The organism is Sulfurimonas sp., from assembly GCF_023229105.1.
Taxonomy (GTDB): Bacteria; Campylobacterota; Campylobacteria; order Campylobacterales; family Sulfurimonadaceae; genus Sulfurimonas.
The window spans coordinates 1-17,466 of record NZ_JALNZY010000042.1 but is presented as its reverse complement, the minus strand read 5'-3'; the positions used below and the strand labels follow the sequence as shown (position 1 = coordinate 17,466).

The 17,466-nt window shown below is 36.7% G+C and carries 22 protein-coding genes; 19 read left to right on the top strand and 3 right to left on the bottom strand.

All coding sequences use genetic code 11. The features are described 5' to 3' along the window. The 7 genes from M0Q17_RS07010 to M0Q17_RS06980 all read left to right on the top strand — a co-directional run. On the top strand, positions 1–404 hold a 404-nt coding region (locus M0Q17_RS07010), incomplete at its 5' end, for a methionine adenosyltransferase domain-containing protein (RefSeq protein WP_295085119.1). 152 nt (positions 405–556) lie between these two features. Next, positions 557–841 (top strand): 4Fe-4S dicluster domain-containing protein, encoded by a 285-nt coding sequence (locus tag M0Q17_RS07005; RefSeq protein ID WP_295085116.1) that lies wholly within the window; start codon positions 557–559, stop codon positions 839–841. Between the two features lie 148 nt (positions 842–989). Then, complete coding sequence (gene ndk, locus M0Q17_RS07000) at positions 990–1,403, top strand: nucleoside-diphosphate kinase (RefSeq protein ID WP_295085114.1); 414 nt, start codon at positions 990–992, stop codon at positions 1,401–1,403. Between the two features lie 41 nt (positions 1,404–1,444). Next, on the top strand, positions 1,445–1,813 hold the full coding sequence (locus tag M0Q17_RS06995) for a hypothetical protein (protein ID WP_295085110.1): 369 nt from the start codon (positions 1,445–1,447) through the stop codon (positions 1,811–1,813). Between the two features lie 117 nt (positions 1,814–1,930). Continuing rightward, a complete protein-coding gene (gene rpmF / locus M0Q17_RS06990; protein ID WP_008335740.1) occupies positions 1,931–2,080 on the top strand; it encodes a 50S ribosomal protein L32 in 150 nt (49 codons plus the stop codon). Between the two features lie 3 nt (positions 2,081–2,083). Next, complete coding sequence (gene plsX, locus M0Q17_RS06985) at positions 2,084–3,082, top strand: phosphate acyltransferase PlsX (protein ID WP_295085107.1); 999 nt, start codon at positions 2,084–2,086, stop codon at positions 3,080–3,082. Continuing rightward, entirely contained in the window at positions 3,082–4,080 is a 999-nt protein-coding gene (locus M0Q17_RS06980) for a beta-ketoacyl-ACP synthase III (RefSeq protein ID WP_295085104.1), read from the top strand. Before plsX ends, M0Q17_RS06980 begins: the two co-directional genes overlap by 1 nt. 58 nt (positions 4,081–4,138) lie before the next feature. Here M0Q17_RS06980 and M0Q17_RS06975 read toward each other — a convergent pair whose 3' ends face one another. Continuing rightward, a complete protein-coding gene (locus tag M0Q17_RS06975; RefSeq protein ID WP_295085101.1) occupies positions 4,139–4,516 on the bottom strand; it encodes an HIT family protein in 378 nt (125 codons plus the stop codon). Between the two features lie 164 nt (positions 4,517–4,680). After that, on the bottom strand, positions 4,681–6,267 hold the full coding sequence (locus tag M0Q17_RS06970) for a DEAD/DEAH box helicase (RefSeq protein WP_295085098.1): 1,587 nt from the start codon (positions 6,265–6,267) through the stop codon (positions 4,681–4,683). Positions 6,268–6,474: 207 nt separating this feature from the next. On the opposite strand from M0Q17_RS06970, the gene M0Q17_RS06965 reads away from it, so the two are divergent. Together M0Q17_RS06965 and M0Q17_RS06960 are read left to right on the top strand one after the other, a co-directional pair. Further along, entirely contained in the window at positions 6,475–6,675 is a 201-nt protein-coding gene (locus tag M0Q17_RS06965) for a hypothetical protein (protein WP_295085095.1), read from the top strand. Beyond that, complete coding sequence (locus M0Q17_RS06960) at positions 6,672–7,055, top strand: DoxX family protein (protein WP_295085092.1); 384 nt, start codon at positions 6,672–6,674, stop codon at positions 7,053–7,055. Before M0Q17_RS06965 ends, M0Q17_RS06960 begins: the two co-directional genes overlap by 4 nt. A 1-nt stretch (position 7,056) precedes the next feature. Here M0Q17_RS06960 and M0Q17_RS06955 read toward each other — a convergent pair whose 3' ends face one another. Continuing rightward, positions 7,057–7,614: a CDP-alcohol phosphatidyltransferase family protein gene (locus M0Q17_RS06955; RefSeq protein ID WP_295085089.1), complete on the bottom strand. Its 558-nt coding sequence runs from the start codon at positions 7,612–7,614 to the stop codon at positions 7,057–7,059. A 156-nt stretch (positions 7,615–7,770) separates the two neighbouring features. Here M0Q17_RS06955 and M0Q17_RS06950 point away from each other — a divergent pair, with 156 nt between their 5' ends. The 10 genes from M0Q17_RS06950 to M0Q17_RS06905 all read left to right on the top strand — a co-directional run. Beyond that, complete coding sequence (locus M0Q17_RS06950; protein WP_295085086.1) at positions 7,771–9,087, top strand: hypothetical protein; 1,317 nt, start codon at positions 7,771–7,773, stop codon at positions 9,085–9,087. Positions 9,088–9,170: 83 nt separating this feature from the next. After that, complete coding sequence (locus tag M0Q17_RS06945) at positions 9,171–9,410, top strand: FeoA family protein (RefSeq protein WP_295085082.1); 240 nt, start codon at positions 9,171–9,173, stop codon at positions 9,408–9,410. Next, positions 9,407–11,545 carry a ferrous iron transport protein B gene (gene feoB, locus M0Q17_RS06940; RefSeq protein WP_295085080.1) on the top strand — a complete coding sequence of 713 codons (2,139 nt, stop codon included), beginning with the start codon at positions 9,407–9,409 and terminating at the stop codon, positions 11,543–11,545. Before M0Q17_RS06945 ends, feoB begins: the two co-directional genes overlap by 4 nt. A gap of 53 nt (positions 11,546–11,598) precedes the next feature. Beyond that, a complete protein-coding gene (locus M0Q17_RS06935; protein ID WP_295085077.1) occupies positions 11,599–12,261 on the top strand; it encodes a response regulator transcription factor in 663 nt (220 codons plus the stop codon). 39 nt (positions 12,262–12,300) lie between these two features. Beyond that, positions 12,301–13,575, top strand: coding sequence for an ArsS family sensor histidine kinase (locus M0Q17_RS06930; protein ID WP_295085074.1), 1,275 nt, complete (start codon positions 12,301–12,303; stop codon positions 13,573–13,575). A 24-nt stretch (positions 13,576–13,599) separates the two neighbouring features. Then, complete coding sequence (mltF, locus tag M0Q17_RS06925; RefSeq protein WP_295085072.1) at positions 13,600–15,030, top strand: membrane-bound lytic murein transglycosylase MltF; 1,431 nt, start codon at positions 13,600–13,602, stop codon at positions 15,028–15,030. Positions 15,031–15,213: 183 nt separating this feature from the next. After that, positions 15,214–15,489 carry a hypothetical protein gene (locus M0Q17_RS06920; RefSeq protein WP_295085070.1) on the top strand — a complete coding sequence of 92 codons (276 nt, stop codon included), beginning with the start codon at positions 15,214–15,216 and terminating at the stop codon, positions 15,487–15,489. Positions 15,490–15,751: 262 nt separating this feature from the next. After that, complete coding sequence (locus M0Q17_RS06915; protein WP_295085067.1) at positions 15,752–16,192, top strand: DoxX family protein; 441 nt, start codon at positions 15,752–15,754, stop codon at positions 16,190–16,192. Between the two features lie 54 nt (positions 16,193–16,246). After that, the gene (locus M0Q17_RS06910; RefSeq protein ID WP_295085064.1) at positions 16,247–16,738 is read left to right on the top strand and encodes a gluconate 2-dehydrogenase subunit 3 family protein; all 492 of its coding nucleotides are present in this window, start codon (positions 16,247–16,249) and stop codon (positions 16,736–16,738) included. Then, on the top strand, positions 16,735–17,466 hold a 732-nt coding region (locus M0Q17_RS06905; RefSeq protein ID WP_295085060.1), incomplete at its 3' end, for an NAD(P)-binding protein. The genes M0Q17_RS06910 and M0Q17_RS06905, both read left to right, overlap by 4 nt.

Here is a 17,466-nt window from a genome sequence, read left to right as displayed (position 1 = left end):
ATGGCGGAAGTTGCCCTCATGGTGGAGGTGCATTTAGCGGAAAAGACCCGACTAAGGTTGACAGAAGTGCTGCTTATGCTTGTAGGCATATTGCAAAAAACCTAGTAGCAGCTGGAGCATGTGATAGAGTGACTCTGCAGATATCTTATGCAATAGGTGTTGTTAAGCCTATCTCTATAATGGTAGATACACATAAAACAGGCGTTGTTGATGAAGCAAAAATAGAAGCATGCATAAAAGAGCTTTTTGACCTCTCCCCAAGAGGAATCATAAAATCTTTGAACCTTTTGCGTCCTATATATAGAAAAACTGCTGCATATGGACATTTTGGAAGAGAAGATGATGATTTTACGTGGGAGAAAACAGATAGAGTAGATGAGATAAGAAACTATCTTAAAATTTAATAATAATTATTATCAAGACTAGTTTCTATGGTAATTTTTAATATAAAAAGGGTAACAAATTCTATTTGTTGCTCTTTTAGGGAGGATTTTTTAGCTTTATTTAAAAATCTTTGGCTAAACTTACTTCGAAAATAAAAACTAGGAGAATCCTAATGGCAGTAATTATTGGTGATACATGTATTAATTGTGGAGCTTGTATTGACGAGTGCCCGGTTGAAGCGATTGTAGATGAGGATGATAATCCAACAGGTGAGGAAGTTTATTACGTATATTCAAACAAATGTGTAGAGTGTGTTGGTCATCATGACGAACCTGCTTGTGCTACTGCTTGTCCTACGGAGGGATGTATTACATGGGATGCTGTAGGCGAAAGCCCATCACACCGTGCAGATATCTCAGATGATATGCGTGGAGTTGGTAAGGCTGTAGTAGAGTAATTCTCTTTTTTTAAAAATCACAGAGTGTTTTACACTTTGTGATTACCTCTTTTTTTAGACATATCAAAAAAAATTTTCATTTTAGCTCAAAACAGATTCTTTTTAGGTACAATTCCACTCTAATTTTATATATTTAACAGGAGATTTGATGGAACGCACACTATCAATAATAAAACCAGATGCCGTTGCTAAAGGTGTTGTAGGTAAGATTTTAGATCGTTTTGAGAGCAATGGCCTTAAAATAGCAGCAACAAGAAAGATACAGCTTTCACGCGCTGATGCAGAAGCTTTCTACGCAGTTCACTCTGAGAGACCTTTCTTTGGTGATTTAGTTGATTTTATGATTAGCGGCCCAGTAGTTGTTTCAGTTTTAGAAGGCGAAAATGCTATGGCTAAAAACCGTGATCTTATGGGTGCTACTAATCCTAAAGAGGCTGAAGCTGGCACTATCCGTGCTGATTTTGCTGAAAACATAGATGCTAATGCGGTTCATGGAAGTGACTCTGTTGAGAATGCAGCTGTAGAGATTGCATTCTTTTTCTCTGAGAGAGAAATTTCTTAATTTATGAAGCAATATTTACTAAAGAGAGTTAAGCTTCCTTTATGAAAATAGAATTACGAAAAGTAAGCAGTACGCCGTTAGACTTTGAAGTTAAATCTGACGAAATGACTTTTAAAGGTTATTTACAGTATGATGCCGATAAATTAATTTTGCTAAAAGCAGGGTTAAATGGGGAAATTGACGTAAATTGTGATATTTGTGCTGAAGAATTTAGACTTGACATTGATGAAGATTTAGAATTTTTTATCTCGGATGGTCTTTATGAAAAGCGAGAAGAGTCTCTTTTAGACGTTGTGGAGTCGTTAGACTCTACAATAGATTTAGAAGCTATTCTAAGCTCAGAGATTGAACTTATAAAGAGCGATTATCATAGTTGCGAAAATTGTAATAAAAACAGTACCTTTGAATAAGAGGTTTTTTTAAACATAGTGTTTGCCTTAAAAAGAGGCAAATTTTTATGTAACGGCAAGCGTAAACGTGGGCTTTGCACACATTTCGCTTTTTAAACAAAACGAAAGGAATATATTATGGCAGTACCAAAAAGAAGAGTCTCTCATTCACGTTCAGCAAAGAGAAGAACTCACTACAAAATAACTTTAGCAAAACCAGTTAAAGACAAAGACGGAACATACAAGCTTCCACACCATATCAACCCGACAACCGGTGAGTATAAATAGTATATGGTAAAGATTGCGATTGATGTGATGGGTGGGGACTTCGGTCCCAAGCCAATAGTAGAGGGCTGCATACAAGCTCTTAAATATAAACTTTTTATTCCTATCCTTGTAGGTAAAAAATCAGAAATTTTACCTCTGTTACCAAAACGTTATAGAGATAAGATTTCTATAGTTGAAGCTGATGATGTCATCTCTATGGATGATGCTGCAACTGATGCTGTAAAAAGAAAAGAGAGCTCTGTCTATAAAGCTATTGAGTTGGTAAAAAATGGCGAGGCGCATGGAGTAGTATCTGCTGGACACAGTGGAGCAACAATGACTTTGGCTACCCTTAGATTAGGTAGATTAAAAGGAGTCTTAAGACCCGCACTAGTAGCGCTAATGCCGACAAAAAATTCCCGCAAATCAGTGGTTTTGGATGTTGGTGCAAATGTAGATTCTAAGGCTGAACATCTATTACAGTTTGGAGTAATGGGTGGATGCTACGCTGAAGATATGTTTAAAATCCTAACCCCTTCAATCGGACTTCTTGCAAATGGCGAAGAGAAGAGCAAGGGAAATGAAGTTACAAAAGCAGCGTTTAAACTGCTTGATGGGTACAAAGGGTTTAAAGGCAATGTTGAGGGTAGTGATATTTTCAATGCAAGCTGTGATGTTATAGTATGTGACGGATTTGTAGGAAACTTAGTGCTTAAAGCATCTGAGGGAGTAGCATCTACTATCAGCGGACTGATAAAAGATTATATAAGAAAATCCCCTATAGCAATTACGGGAGCTCTTCTTATGAGAAAAGTATTCAAGCTCTTAAAAAAGCAGATGGATTATGAAGAGATAGGCGGAGCACCTCTTATCGGTATTCAAGGCTGTGTTATTGTTAGTCATGGAAAAAGCACTCCAAAAGCTATAAAAAATGCAATTTTTCAAGCTGTAAACTATGTTGATACGGGCGTAAATAAACATATAGTTGATAGACTTGAAACACTAAAAAACAAGGAAGCTTGATGGCATATGCTGCTTTTCGTTCTATTGGTGCGTACATACCTAGTAAAATACTTTCAAATGAAGAGCTCTCAAAAATGGTTGATACTTCAGATGAGTGGATAACTAAAAGGACAGGCATTAAAGAGCGTCATATTGCAGCGAGCGATGAGTTTACGAGTGATATGGGTGCTAAAGCCGCAAAACTTGCTTTGCAGAGAAGCGGTATAGATAAGAGCAAAATAGACATGATTATATGTGCTACTATTTCTCCTGATTACTTTTGTATGCCCTCTACGGCAACTATAATAAGTACAAAGTTGGGACTTAAAAATATTACCGCATTTGATATTTCTGCTGCATGTACCGGGTTTGTTTATATTCTCTCAATAGCAAAAGCATTTATAGAAGCAGGCATGAAAAAAAATGTGCTTATCATAGGGGCAGAAAAACTCTCTGCAATTACAGACTATAGCGACAGAGGTACATGTATCCTTTTTGGTGATGGCGCTGGAGCTGCGGTTATTAGCGCGACTGATAACAAAGAAGAGGCTATTATAGATATTCATACCGGAGCAGACGGTTCATTTGCAGATTTGCTTATGACACCAAATGGCGGAAGTGGCTCTGCGCATGACTCACTAGAGCAAGAAGCTTCAAGCTGTTTTATGCAGATGAAGGGGAATGAGACCTTTAAAATTGCAGTAAAAACACTTACAAAAGATGTTATAGAGATATTAAGCGATAACAATATACAAAGTTCTGATATCAAGCATTTTGTACCCCACCAAGCAAATCTAAGAATTATAAAAGCCGTAGGCGATGCTCTAAAACTAAAAGATGAGCAAATAGTGCTTACTGTTGAAAAGTATGGAAATACCTCAGGTGCTTCTATCCCAATGGCGATTAATGATATATATGAGAGTGGAAAACTTCATGCCGGCGAGCTTATGTTGCTTGATGCTTTTGGCGGGGGATTGACATGGGGTTCGGCGTTAGTCCCATTTTCACCATTAAAATAACACTTTTGTCTAACTTCTTCGTTGAACAAAATTGAGAATTTTAATGATGAAAAAGTCTTTATACATTTTTTTTGTTTTCTAAAGCTTTTTTAACTCTTTTATAAAACTCTTTCTCATCTGGAAGATTTAGATTTGCATCTCTGAGTTTTTCTCCCCACATCGGGTTTGGAAAATGGCTATCCTCTTCAAATCTCGCCATGACATGTATGTGAACACGCGGCAACATATTTGCAAACGATGCCATATTTATTTTTTTAGGCTTATAATATTTTTTCATCTCCTCTTCCACGACATCGTAGACTTCCCAGAGTCTGACTCTTAGCTCTTTTGGAGTGTCACCTAACTCTTTGTATGGCTCTTTTGTAAATATTTTCAGCCATGGGATTTGGCTTGGTTCTTTTTCTATGTATAGTTCATTATCTTCAAAAATAGTCATTATTTCCCTTTTTTTATGCAAATTATATCAGATTAAATAATTTAGAAGAGTTTTGGAGTTGGGGGATAAGGTTTGAAATTTTTGATATCAACGAGGCGCTTTCGTAATAGCCAAAAGCGCCGTTGTAGGGGTAGTTAGAAAAAATTTCTAACTTTTTGGTAGTTTTAGTCTCTAGTTCTATTGCGGTTTCTATCTCCGCTGCTTGGACGACTTCTATCACTGCTAGTGCTATTTCCACGATAGCCGCCGCTTGGACGACTTTCGCTTGAGCGAGTTCTCTCACTGCTTCCTGAGCGATTTCTGTCTTTGCTTGTGCTTGAGCTTGAGCGGCTTCTGCTTCCACGGAAACCTCCACGCCCACCCTTAGGGTCTCTTCTGTTAGCTGCTCTTTCTAGGATAGCAGCCAATTTATCGGCAGGAATGCCGATAGTGTTTGGACCTTGGATAGTCTGTTTATCTAAAATCATAGATACAAGCTTGAACATAATTGTCTCTTCATCTATATCTTGTTTTAAAAGATCAAGAACCTGATGTGCTTCATCATAAATTTTTTGATCTTCTATATTTGCGACTATTGATTTTAGATTTGTTGCTCTTAGATCATTTTTGCTTGGAACAAATGCATGCGTCATAGTAGTTCCAACTTTTGTTTTTATGCGCTGAAGCTCTTTAAACTCTAACGGAGTAAGAAGTGTAATCGCTTTACCTTTAGTTCCCGCACGTCCTGTTCTTCCGATACGGTGAACGTAAGATTCAGGGTCAAAAGGGATATGGTAGTTAAAAACATGTGAGATATTATCTACATGTATTCCGCGGGCTGCAACGTCGGTAGCAACTAAAACATTTACATTGTTGTTTTTAAAACCCTTGATTACAGTTTCACGTTGGCGCTGCTCCATATCTCCATGAAGACCGTTTGCTAAATATCCAGCGTTAGAGAGAACATTTGAGAGTCTATCTACTTCGCTTTTTGTTCTACAAAAAACAACTGCTTTTTTACACTCTTCAGAGTCCATAAGACGAATGATTGCATCATCTCTCTCAGACTCTTCAATTACATAATACTCTTGGTTAATGTCTGTATTTGTAGTTTCGCCCTGTGTGATGCTTATAAACTCAGGATTGTCTAAAATTCTCTCAGCAAGAAGTTTAATAGGTTTCGGCATAGTTGCAGAAAATAGAAGTGTTTGACGGTTTGATGGAAGGTATGAGAATATTTCATTAATATCATCCAAAAATCCCATGTCAAGCATCTCATCTGCTTCATCAAGAACAACAATACTAGGAGCAAAATCTTTTAAGAGATTCTTTTTAAGAATGTCTAGGAGTCTTCCCGGAGTTGCAACAACAACACTAGCACCTCTTTGGATAAGGTCGATTTGTCTGTTGTAAGAGCTACCACCGTAAACAGTAACTGTTTTAGCATTTATGTTTCTACCATACTTAAAGAGCTCATCGCTTACCTGCGTAGCTAGTTCACGAGTCGGAGTTATAACAAGTATGCTAACTCCGCTTCTTGGGTCAATATTGTTAAGTGCCGGAAGACCAAACGCTGCAGTTTTACCTGTACCTGTGTGTGCTTGACCGACTATATCACGACCTGCAAGTATAAATGGTATTGCCGCTGCTTGAATAGGACTTGGAATTGTAAAACCCGCATCTTTAACGCTTTGAAGTAACTCTTTTTTTAATCCTAGATCATCAAATGTGATCGCCTTTTGTTCTGGTTTTGTTTGTGCATTTTCTTGCATCATTTTCCTTTGAGTAGGAGATGATACAAGCATGCCACAAATGGCAAGGCACCTTCCCCTAAAATATTTAGCGAATTATACCTAAATAAACTGTGTTTTTAATTTAAATAAATTATATTACGAATCAGTTAAGTTTATAATGGGTAAAAAGAGAGGGGTAGCTTTAAATAAATCGTAATTTTTTTAAATTTTGGATATTATACTCTTATGAAAATAGAGACACAATATAGTTATGAAAAAACATGGAGAGTAACAAATGAGGATGACCTTCTTAAGATAATAGAGGAGGAGGTTGGAGATGCTGACCCAAAAGGCACACTGGCGTATATAGCGGAGGCTATAAAAACAGGTAAGGTAATTTTGGTGGGAGGCTGCAGATTTAGAAAAAGTGAGGAAGCAAAAAAATGACAAACGATGTAGCAAAACTTCTCTTAAGGCTTAGCGTAGGAGTAATGATGCTCTTTCATGGGGTTGATAAAATTATAAATGGTATAGGCGGTGTAAAACATTTAACCATAAGCGCAGGAGTTCCGGAATTTTTGGCGTATGGCGTATATGTAGGCGAGATAGTAGTTCCGATTTTGATTTTACTGGGGATTTATGCCAGAGTTGCATCTTTGGTTTTGGCGCTTAATATGCTTTTTGCAATATTTTTAGCATACGGAAATTCACTCTTTACTCTTAGTAAACATGGAGCGCCCGTTTTTGAGCTACCGTTTTTGTATCTTATAATGTCAATTCTGATTTTTATGCTTGGAAGTGGAAAGTACGCACTTAATAGTAAATAGATTAAGGGTGCGGTACTTTTATTTTGGAGTTAAGGCTCCAACCTATAAGTATCATAGCAATAACTACGAGATAAGGCGATAAAAATTCATAGGCAGAACCCAGATAGATAAGCCAGAGCAGGATTGCCCCTAGCGGAGTAGGAACGCCTGTGAAGTATTTGCTTACCTCTCCCGCATCAGCATTAATATTAAACTCTATAAGTCTTCTAAGCCCGAAGATAACATAGTAGATGCTTGCAACTCCGGCGAAAAACATCCAGATACCTGAAAAGCTGATGCTATAAACCGCTTGAAAAATTAAAAATACAGGCACAAGAACAAAACTTAAAAAATCCGCAAAACTATCAAGCTGAATACCAAATTCACTTGAGAGGCTATATTTTCTAGCAATTTTGCCATCAAAAATATCAAAAGCTCCGCCAACCCAAGCCAAAATAATTGCTAAAAAAAAGTTGTTTTGAGTTATAAAGTATGTTGCCAGTAGTCCTGCAGTTATGTTTACAAAAGTAAAGAGATTAGCAAGATTGAAGTGCGATTTGCTAGTAAATAAAAATTTCATAATAATCTTTTTTCTTGAAATTATAGCCTAAAAAAAGTTTTAATTAACAAGGATTTTTAATAGCCTTAACTATGATAAGAATTATCAAAGTTAAGTTTTATATAAGTTGATATTGATTATCATTTCAAAAGTAAACTAAATAAAAGGTTATTAACCATGGAGAAAATAGTTCTTAGTGTATCTCTTGCTGTTTTAATACTAAACAGTAATGTAAGTGCCGCACAAGAAGCATCTCAAAGAGTTAAAGATAGAGAACACTCGGTTAGAGATATAATTGATGAAGTTGCAAAACCCAAAGAAAAAGAGATTACTGTCGTTGAGCGTCTTAAGCATATATTTAAAGACGGTGCGGTTTCAGGGCAGGTCAGAATGTTGTATTCTGGGTATGATAATAGTGCTAGCGAGAATAAATATGCAACTGCAATCGGCGGTTTACTAAAGTATGAACTTGCAGAGTATAAGGGATTTAATGCAGCTATAGAAGTCACGACGGCAAATGATATAAATTTTGCAACAGGTAATTATGCAAAGCAAAACAGTGAGATATCTTCTGAAAAAGGGAGTTATACAGAACTCTCTCAAGCTTATATAAATTATAAAAATGGAGGATTAAACCTCCGTGCGGGTCGTCAGCTTATAGAAACTCCCTTAGCAAACAGCGATGACATAAGAATGATTTTAAATACTTTTGAAGCATATACAGCAACTTATGAGAGTGAGGGGTTGATGCTTATGGGCGGTTTGCTTACAAGATGGCAGGGAACAGACGCTGGTTTGTCTCCTGCAAACCCATGGTCTGATACAGGCAAAGACGGAACATATTTCGGTGGAATCTCATACTCTACTGATTTTATAGATACAAGATTATGGTATTACGACATATCTAAAGATGATAATCCAAACAGCGCAACGGGCAATGTTGCAAACTCTTCGGTTTATGCAGATATATCTCTACATATAGCTTTATCAAAAAATTATGCATTTCATACAAGTGCACAATATATAAATCAGAGCGAATCGGACAACAGTGGTATAGACTCTTCAATATATGGAGCAATGGCTGAGTTAGTAATATTTGAAGATTTTGCTATTTCCGCTGCTTATAACAACTCTAAAAAACAAGCGCTTAAAGGTAGTTTTTCAGGTTTTGGCGGTGGAACTTTATATACAAATATGGACTCCATGATAATAGATGCTATAACTACAGATAGAGATGCTCAAGCTGTTGTAGCTGGTTTTACATACAAACATAATGATTTTGGTTTTATGTATGCATACGGGGATTTTGACGCAAATGCGGACTCTCTTGGAGCAAAAGAGCATATAGTAGAACAAAATATTGGTTTTGAATATACGCCAAATGAGAACCTAACGATTGCAGCTATATATGTTAAAAATGAGGATAAAGAAAACAGTGAGAGTAACGGTGGAGATTGGGAAAATATTAGAGCTTTAATCTCATACAGTTTTTAATATAATGATGAATATCATAATTAATTAATCAACTATTAACATGATATCTATTATCATTATAAAAAGTAAAAAAAGAGTAGAGCATGACAAATCAAACAAAAAGATTAAGTGATTGCAAAAAAGCATGTGTGGTAAAAGTTATTAAACTTCATGCAGATGCAGAACTTAAGAGGCGACTTATATCCTTTTCAATCATGAAAGGTGCGGTTGTTGAGGTTTTGGAGTATGCTCCTGCAAAAAGTACGATAGAGATAAAGGTGGGTAAGATGAGAATTGCTCTTCGAGCTAAAGAAGCCGAGCAAATAGAGGTTGAAAAAATATGAAAGCAGCGATAAAGAGTTGTCCGATAACGGCAAAACATATAAAAATAGCGTTGGTCGGGCAGCCAAATGTCGGCAAAAGTATGCTTATCAACTCTATCTCAAATGCAAATCTGCATGTAGGAAATTTTACCGGCGTTACTGTTGAGAAGAGCGAAGTCCTTTTTGACTATAAAGAGTATCATTTTACCGTAGTAGATCTTCCAGGAACCTATGCATTGAGCGATTACTCTATCGAGGAGAGAGTGACAAGTGAATATCTTTTGAGTCAAGATTATGATCTTATCATCAATGTAGTTGACTCCACAAATTTACAAAAAAACCTTCAACTTACTGCGGAACTTATGAGTATCGGCAAAAAGATGCTGCTTGCTCTAAATATGAGCGATGAGGCGCAAAAAGAAGGGATTAATATAGACAGTGAATATATGTCCGAACTTCTAGGATTTTCTTGTGTGAAAGTCTCCGCCGCAACAAAAGAGGGAATAGCCGACCTTATTGAAGCCATGATAGTCGAATATGAAGCCCAGAGTATGGAGTATAAACTTATATTTAGCGAAGCAGTTGAGGAGGAGATAGGCATAATAGTCGATTACTTGGGTAAACATAATTATAAAGATGAAAATTCCTACAGAAACATCGCGATAAATCTGCTAAAAAATGATAAAAAAACTTATGCAAAACTTCATGATGAACCAATTTGGACGGAGTTGCAGCCAATTTTAATAGATGCATCAAAACATATAGAACTCCATCATGAGTGCAATGACATAAAGGAGGCTTTTGCCGAAGAGTATGCCTCTTTTAACCGCGGAGTTATTGCGGAAGTTTTAAAGCAGGAGAAGGAGACACAGAAGAAAACTTTGACGGATAAAATAGACTCTGTTTTAATACATCAAATGTTTGGCATACCGATATTTCTCTTTTTTATGTGGGCACTTTTTCAGCTAACATTTGAGATAGGCTCTATTCCTATGGAGTGGATAGATGCTTTTTTTGTTTGGTTTGGTGATACAGTCGGTGCAACAATAGCAAATGAGGATATTCGTTCTCTTGTGGTTGATGGCATTATCTCTGGAGTCGGCGCTGTTATCCTTTTTGTTCCAAATATTGCGATACTTTTTGTCGGTATTGCACTTTTGGAGAGTACGGGTTACATGTCAAGAGTTGCGTTTTTGCTTGATGGGTTTTTTCATAAATTTGGTCTTCATGGGCAATCATTTATACCGCTTGTAACCGGTTTTGGTTGCTCGATTCCTGCCTACATGTCGGCGAGGATTTTAAAAAATGACCGTGATAGACTTCTGACGCTTTTTATTATAGGTTTTATGAGTTGCGGGGCAAGACTCCCCGTATATGTTCTTTTTGCAGGTGCATTTTTCTCCGAGTCTATGGCTGGAAACATCCTTTTTGCCATCTATATAGCAGGTGCCATGCTTGGACTTTTTGCGGCTAAAATACTTAAACTTACTGCATTTAAAGGAGTGGATGAGCCGTTTGTTATGGAGATGCCAAAGTACAGATTACCGTCACTAAAGCTGATTTGGCATACGGTTGCTGCAAAAACTTTAATGTACTTAAAAAAAGCGGGAACTTTCATAGCAGCCGCATCAATACTTGTCTGGTTTTTAAGCAACTATCCACACAATGCACAGTTACAAGAGAGCTATGCCCTTAAAATAGAGGAGTCACTAAGTGAGCAGGAGAAGAGAGTTCTTGAAAATATATTTGCAGAGGCTAAATTAGAGCAGAGTTATCTTGGGCAAATTGGTAAATTTTCAGAGCCTCTTTTTGCGCCGTTGGGGTTTGACTGGAAGATGAGTGTGGCACTTCAAACAGGGCTTGCCGCAAAAGAGGTCGTCGTCTCAACTCTGGGCGTTTTATATGCGCTGGGAGGTAATGTTGATGAGCAGAGCATCTCATTAAAAGAGATAATCTCAAAAAATATCTCCTTTCCGTCGGCTGTTGCTTTTATAGTTGTAATAATGATATATCTGCCTTGTTTAGCTGCATCAGTCGTATTTACACGTGAAGCCGGAGGAATAAAATACTTCTTTTATCTTTTTGCTTTTACTTCCATTGTAGCGTACTTGCTAGCATTTATAGCGTTTAATGTTACATCAATACTCTATAATTAAAGATTTTGCATACTATTAACTACTTATTAGTGCATATCTGTTAGAATTCTAACATGAAAAAAATATTAATGATTGAAGATGATTTGGAGTTAGCAGAGATACTTACGGAGTATCTTCAGCAGTTTGAGTTTGAGGTTGTTACTGAAGATGACCCTTTTAAAGCGGTAAGCATATTGAAATTGGAACCTTTTGACTTAGTTATTTTGGATTTAACGCTTCCGGGCATGGACGGTTTGGAGGTTTGTGAAGCGATTCGAGAGAGACAAGATATTCCGATAATAATCTCATCTGCTAGAAGCGATGTGACCGACAAAATAAAAGCACTTGAACTTGGGGCTGATGATTATCTTCCAAAGCCGTACGATCCTAGAGAACTTGAAGCGCGTATCCACTCTGTTTTAAGGCGCTACGAGGCTAAATCGCAACAAAAAGAGGAGTCTAAAAGCGACTTTAAATGCGATGTCTCATCTATGACTATCAGTTATAGGGGAAGAAATATAGATCTTACAAAAGCAGAGTTTGGGATACTCTCTTACATGATAGCAAAACAGGGGTTGGTTGTCTCAAGAGAGGATCTTATCCATAATGTAAATGCTATAAATGAAGATTCGTCAAATAAAAGTATCGATGTAATGGTAGGAAGAATTAGAAACAAACTAGGAGATAAGTCTCTTATAGAATCGGTAAGAGGCGTTGGTTATAAACTTCTTAAGTAAGCAATTCTCTCTTCTTGATTAAAAGTAGGGGATAAACTAGTGCGCCAACATGCCGTTTTAATAACCGTACTTTTTGCACTTACGGTTACTATTATAAGCGTAAGTGTAGTGTTTTGGGAGTTTTTTATTTTAAACAAACAACACTATGTAGACCATATCTTTACAAAACATGCAACAATCACTCAAATATTTCGTCAGCATCAGCAAAAACAAGATTCACAAATCATGCTTGAGGTAAATCTGGCAGTATACAGCTTTGTGTTGGAAAAAAATAATGAAGCAATAAAAACAGTTTTAAAAAATGCAAAAATTTTAAAGAAGAAAGATTTTCAAAGTGTTAAAGCATCTCTTATGTTCTCTCAAGAGGGAGTTTTTACCAAAAAAACAGTAACAGATCTAACTGTAACTATGCTTGAGTTTAATAAAAAAATATATTTTTATATTCAGGCACCAACATCCTCGGTACTTATTTTAGATGAAGGGTCAAAGCCATATAGATACTGGAATGTCGCTTATTCGTACATGACAATTATATTAATAATCTCCTTCTCTTTTGTTTTGATTTTACAAAAATTAAGACCGCTTATCAGACTTAGAAAAAAGATTGCTCTTTATGGCGATGGAAATATGAATATATCTTTTAAAACTAAAGGACATGATGAAATAGCACTTATATCTAATGAACTTGAAGCGACAAGAGAAAAAATCAACATTATTTTAGAGTCACGAACTCTCTTTTTACGAAATATAATGCATGAGCTTAAAACGCCTATTGCTAAAGGAACCATTGCTACTCAAATGCTCGAGTCTCAAAAACAAATAGATAGATTTAGCTCTATTTTTGGGCGTTTGGAGTCTTTAGTTAACGAGTTTGCGCTTATAGAAGAGGTAACTAGCCTTGGGGATAAAACAGATTTTAAAGAGTACCGTTTGGTTGACATTATAGACGGCGCTATAGATATGGCGATGATAGATAAAAGTTCTGTTACGATTGATGTCGAAGCAACTTATAAAATAAATGCAAACTATAGACTCTATACAACAGCAATCAAAAACATGATAGACAACGGCATAAAATACTCAGCAGATGCACATGTGAAAATCTTGATAAAAAACGCTGAGTTATGTTTTGAGAGTAGAGGAGATTGCATTGCACATCCTTTACACTATTATATAGAACCTTTTACTAAAGACAATCCGGCAAAAAACAGTTTTGGGCTTGGTTTATATCTGGTTGATTCTATTTTAAAAGCGCATAATCAGGTGTTGGCACATGAGTATGAAGATGGCACAAATCGCTTTATATTTGCGTAAGCTTTAAGGTGTAAACTAATATTTATGGACAAATATCTTAAACTAAGCGTAGTAATATTTTTTGCTATATCTTTTTTTGTTTTCGGATGGCTCTCTCATACGGCTTACAACCCTATTCATAGGATTAAAGCGCCATCTGTACTTGATGAGATAAAAGAGAAAAAGCTTCTTAACGTAGTGCTGCTAAACTCGCCATCAACTTACTATCTAGGTTCCGATGGACCAAAGGGTTTTGAGTATGATCTTCTTGATGCCTATTCCAAGCATTTAGGAGTTGATTTAAATATAACGATGGTAAATACTACAAAAGAGGCTTTGGAGTTTAGTAAAAAATCAAATATTCATATAATCTCCGCATCTTTGGCAAAAACTAAAATAAAAGAGAAAAATTTTAACTTCGGTCCATCATATTTTGAGGCACAGCAACAGGTGGTATGCTATAGAGGAATGTTATGGCAGGGACACTTTCCAAAAAGTATTGAAGATTTAGCAGGACTTAAAATAGTTGTGGGGGAAGATACAAGCTACAGCGAAACTATAGGGTTGTTACGTGAGGATGGTTTTGATATAAATGCTACATATACGTCAGAATACTCTACAGAAGAACTTTTGGCAAAGGTAGCTACTAATGAGATAGACTGCACTATTGCGGACTCAAACATATACGCCCTAAATCAACGCTATTTTCCAAAGATAGCCCTAGCCTTTTCTGTTAGCAATAGGGAGCAGTTGGCATGGATACTTGCGGCTGATTCAAAGGAGTTAAAAGATGATATGTACTCATGGATTAACGGATTTAATCAAAGTGGAGAGATGGCGCGTCTAAAAGATCACTACTATAGTTTTGCTCTATTTTTTGACTACTATAACACTAAAACATTTTATGACAGGATAAAAACAAGACTGCCTAAATATAAAGAGTTTTTTCAAAAATATGGGGAGAAGTATGATATTCCATGCTCTGTTTTAGCTGCTCAATCATACCAAGAATCACATTGGAACCCAAACGCTAAAAGCTATACAGGAGTAAGAGGATTGATGATGCTAACACTCTCAACGGCAGAACAACTTGGAGTCAAAAATAGACTTGACCCAGAGCAAAGTATAGAGGGAGGGGCAAAACACCTAAATCAGATGTTAAAGCTTGTTCCCGAGGAAGTCGTAGGGGAAGATCGCCTAAAATTTGCTCTTGCTGCATACAATATAGGATTAGGGCATATTTTTGATGCACAGATATTAGCAGAGAGGATGGGGCTAAATAAAAATGTCTGGAGTGATTTGAAAAAAGCAATTCCTCTTCTTGCTCAAAAAAAGTATTACAAAACACTTAAGCATGGGTATGCAAGAGGAAGTGAACCTGTAAAATATGTTGACTCTATATATGACTATAAAGATATTTTACAAAAAAACAGCTATGAGCCATTTTTGAGCAAAGAAGAAAAAAGCAAGATATAAGAAAATAGTGTACAAAAGATTGTAAATAAAATTTTCAAAACATTTGAAAAATAAAATTGTTACACTCTTAAGAAAAAAGATACAAATTTTATGACACATGATTCTACTTAAGTATTACCATATTAAAAATTACAATAGTTGTGATACAATGATTTTTGAACTTAAAAAACTAGAGGATGACATATGAGAAAGTTGAATTTTTTATCATTAGTTGCAGCTGCTGCAATGGTTTTAAGCGTTGGTGCTACGACAGTGAGTGCTGAGGGAATGAAATGTGGCGCCGGTAAGTGCGGTAACTCAAAAAAAGAGATGAAACGCGACAACAAATGCGGAGACTCAAAAAAAGAGATGCAACGTGACAACAAATGCGGAGACTCAAAAAAAGAGATGCAACGTGACAGTAAATGTGGAGACTCAAAAAAAGAGATGAAACGTGACGGCAAGCGTGGTGATGACTAGTATTATATTTTAAGCAGAGACAACTCTGCTTAAAAATTTAATCAATTAAGAGTTTAAAGGATAATTGTGAGGAGTTTGCCACAAAGCCAGCTCTTTTGCATCTAGAAACGATTATTTGATTTTATGAAAAGTTTTTAAATTCCCTATAAAAAGCCGATGAGTGTAACATTTTTTACATGATAATGTATGTAGTCAAGCTTACATACAGAGTTGTAAATAGCTGTTATTATGTGTCAGTTTAAAATTTATTGAGGAGTATGTTATGAACTGCAAACAAATATATCTTAATTTTTCTAGGCTGAGTGAATATGCAAAATCACCCGCTTTATTATTTGCACGATTAGCGGTTGCATATGGATTTTATGGACCTGCTATAAACAAGTGGAGTGATATGAGTGCCGTGGCTGATTGGTTTGCATCTTTAGGAATACCATTTCCAACGCTCAATGCCTACATGGCGGCTAGTACCGAGATGACAGGTGTTGTATTGCTTACTTTAGGGTTTTTGACTCGTTTAATTTCACTACCTCTTATTATAGTGATGATTGTTGCTATTGTAACAGTACATCTTCCAAACGGCTTCTCAGCCGGCGATAACGGTTTTGAAATACCGCTGTACTATATGCTTTTTTTGTTGTTATTTGTATCGCATGGAGCGGGTAAATTTAGTCTTGACAGACTTTTCTTTGGCGAGAAAAGTTAGAGGATAGCTCTTTTTTTGCGGAACAAAAAGCAAGAAATATTGGTACAATAAAGTATGATTTTAAATATACGCAGAAATTTTTTCAAACAGAGCTTTTTAGGTGGAGCTATTTTACTTTTTTACGGCTCCTCTTTATATGGTGCAGCGGAGCCTTTAAAAACTCTCACGCTTGTACAAGAAGATCTTTTTCCCAAAGCAAAAGAGTTAGATGTCGATACTGCTTCTTATCTTCTGCTTATTTTAGACCACTCAAGGATTAGCACTACAGAAAAAAAGTTTCTTCGTAACGGAGTTCAATGGCTACATGAAGAGTCTTTGAAGCTTTATGGTAAACTTTATTACAACCTCTCACAGCAAAAGCGACAAGATGTATTACAAGAGATTGCAGAATATGGATGGGGCAAGTCATGGATTGAATCTCTTTTGACCTATAGCATGGAAGCGCTCTACAGTGATGCTAGTTATGGTGTTAATAAAAGAGATGCAGCGCAAAGATGGCTCGGATTTAGCGCAGGAGAGCCGCATCCAAAAAGAGCTTATTTATGATGTATGATATATGTATTATAGGAAGTGGCGCAGGCGGTTCGCCAGTAGCTTACGAGCTAAGTCGTGCCGGTTTTAGTGTCGTAGTGCTTGAAAAGGGAAAAGAGTATAAGGAAGATGATTTTAACAAAGATGAGTTAGCAGTTTCGCGCCGTGAACTTTTTACCCCTGACCTTAAGCAGGAACAGCATGTTATCTATGAGTTAGATGCAGAGCAAAAACGCACAAGATATGTAGGAAGTGAAGAACAATGGAGTTTTTGGAATGGCTCTATGGTGGGAGGATCTTCAAATTTAATGAGCGGTTTTTTTCACCGTTTAAAGCCAAATGATTTCAAGCTTCTCTCGACTTACGGCAAAGTAGAGGGCGCAAATGTGGTGGATTGGCCTCTCTCTTATGAAGAGCTAGAACCTTACTATGAAAAAGTTGAGCGCATAGTGGGTGTTTCGGGGGAAGTAGTGCCACACTCCTTTTTAGAGCCTCGAAGTACGGCGCAGTTTCCTTATGTAAAACTCCAAGAGAGCAGAGTGACAAAGTGGTTTGATAGAGCGTGCAAATCTCTTAGATTTGAGGCTATCGCTACTCCAAGGGCAATCCTCTCACATGCCGCATTAGAGCGCAACAGCTGCTCTTACTCCAATTTTTGCGGGAGTTACGGATGTGCAACAGGTGCAAAAGGAAGTAGTAGAGCGGCACTTCTTCAAAAGTGTAATGCAACGATTATTACACAA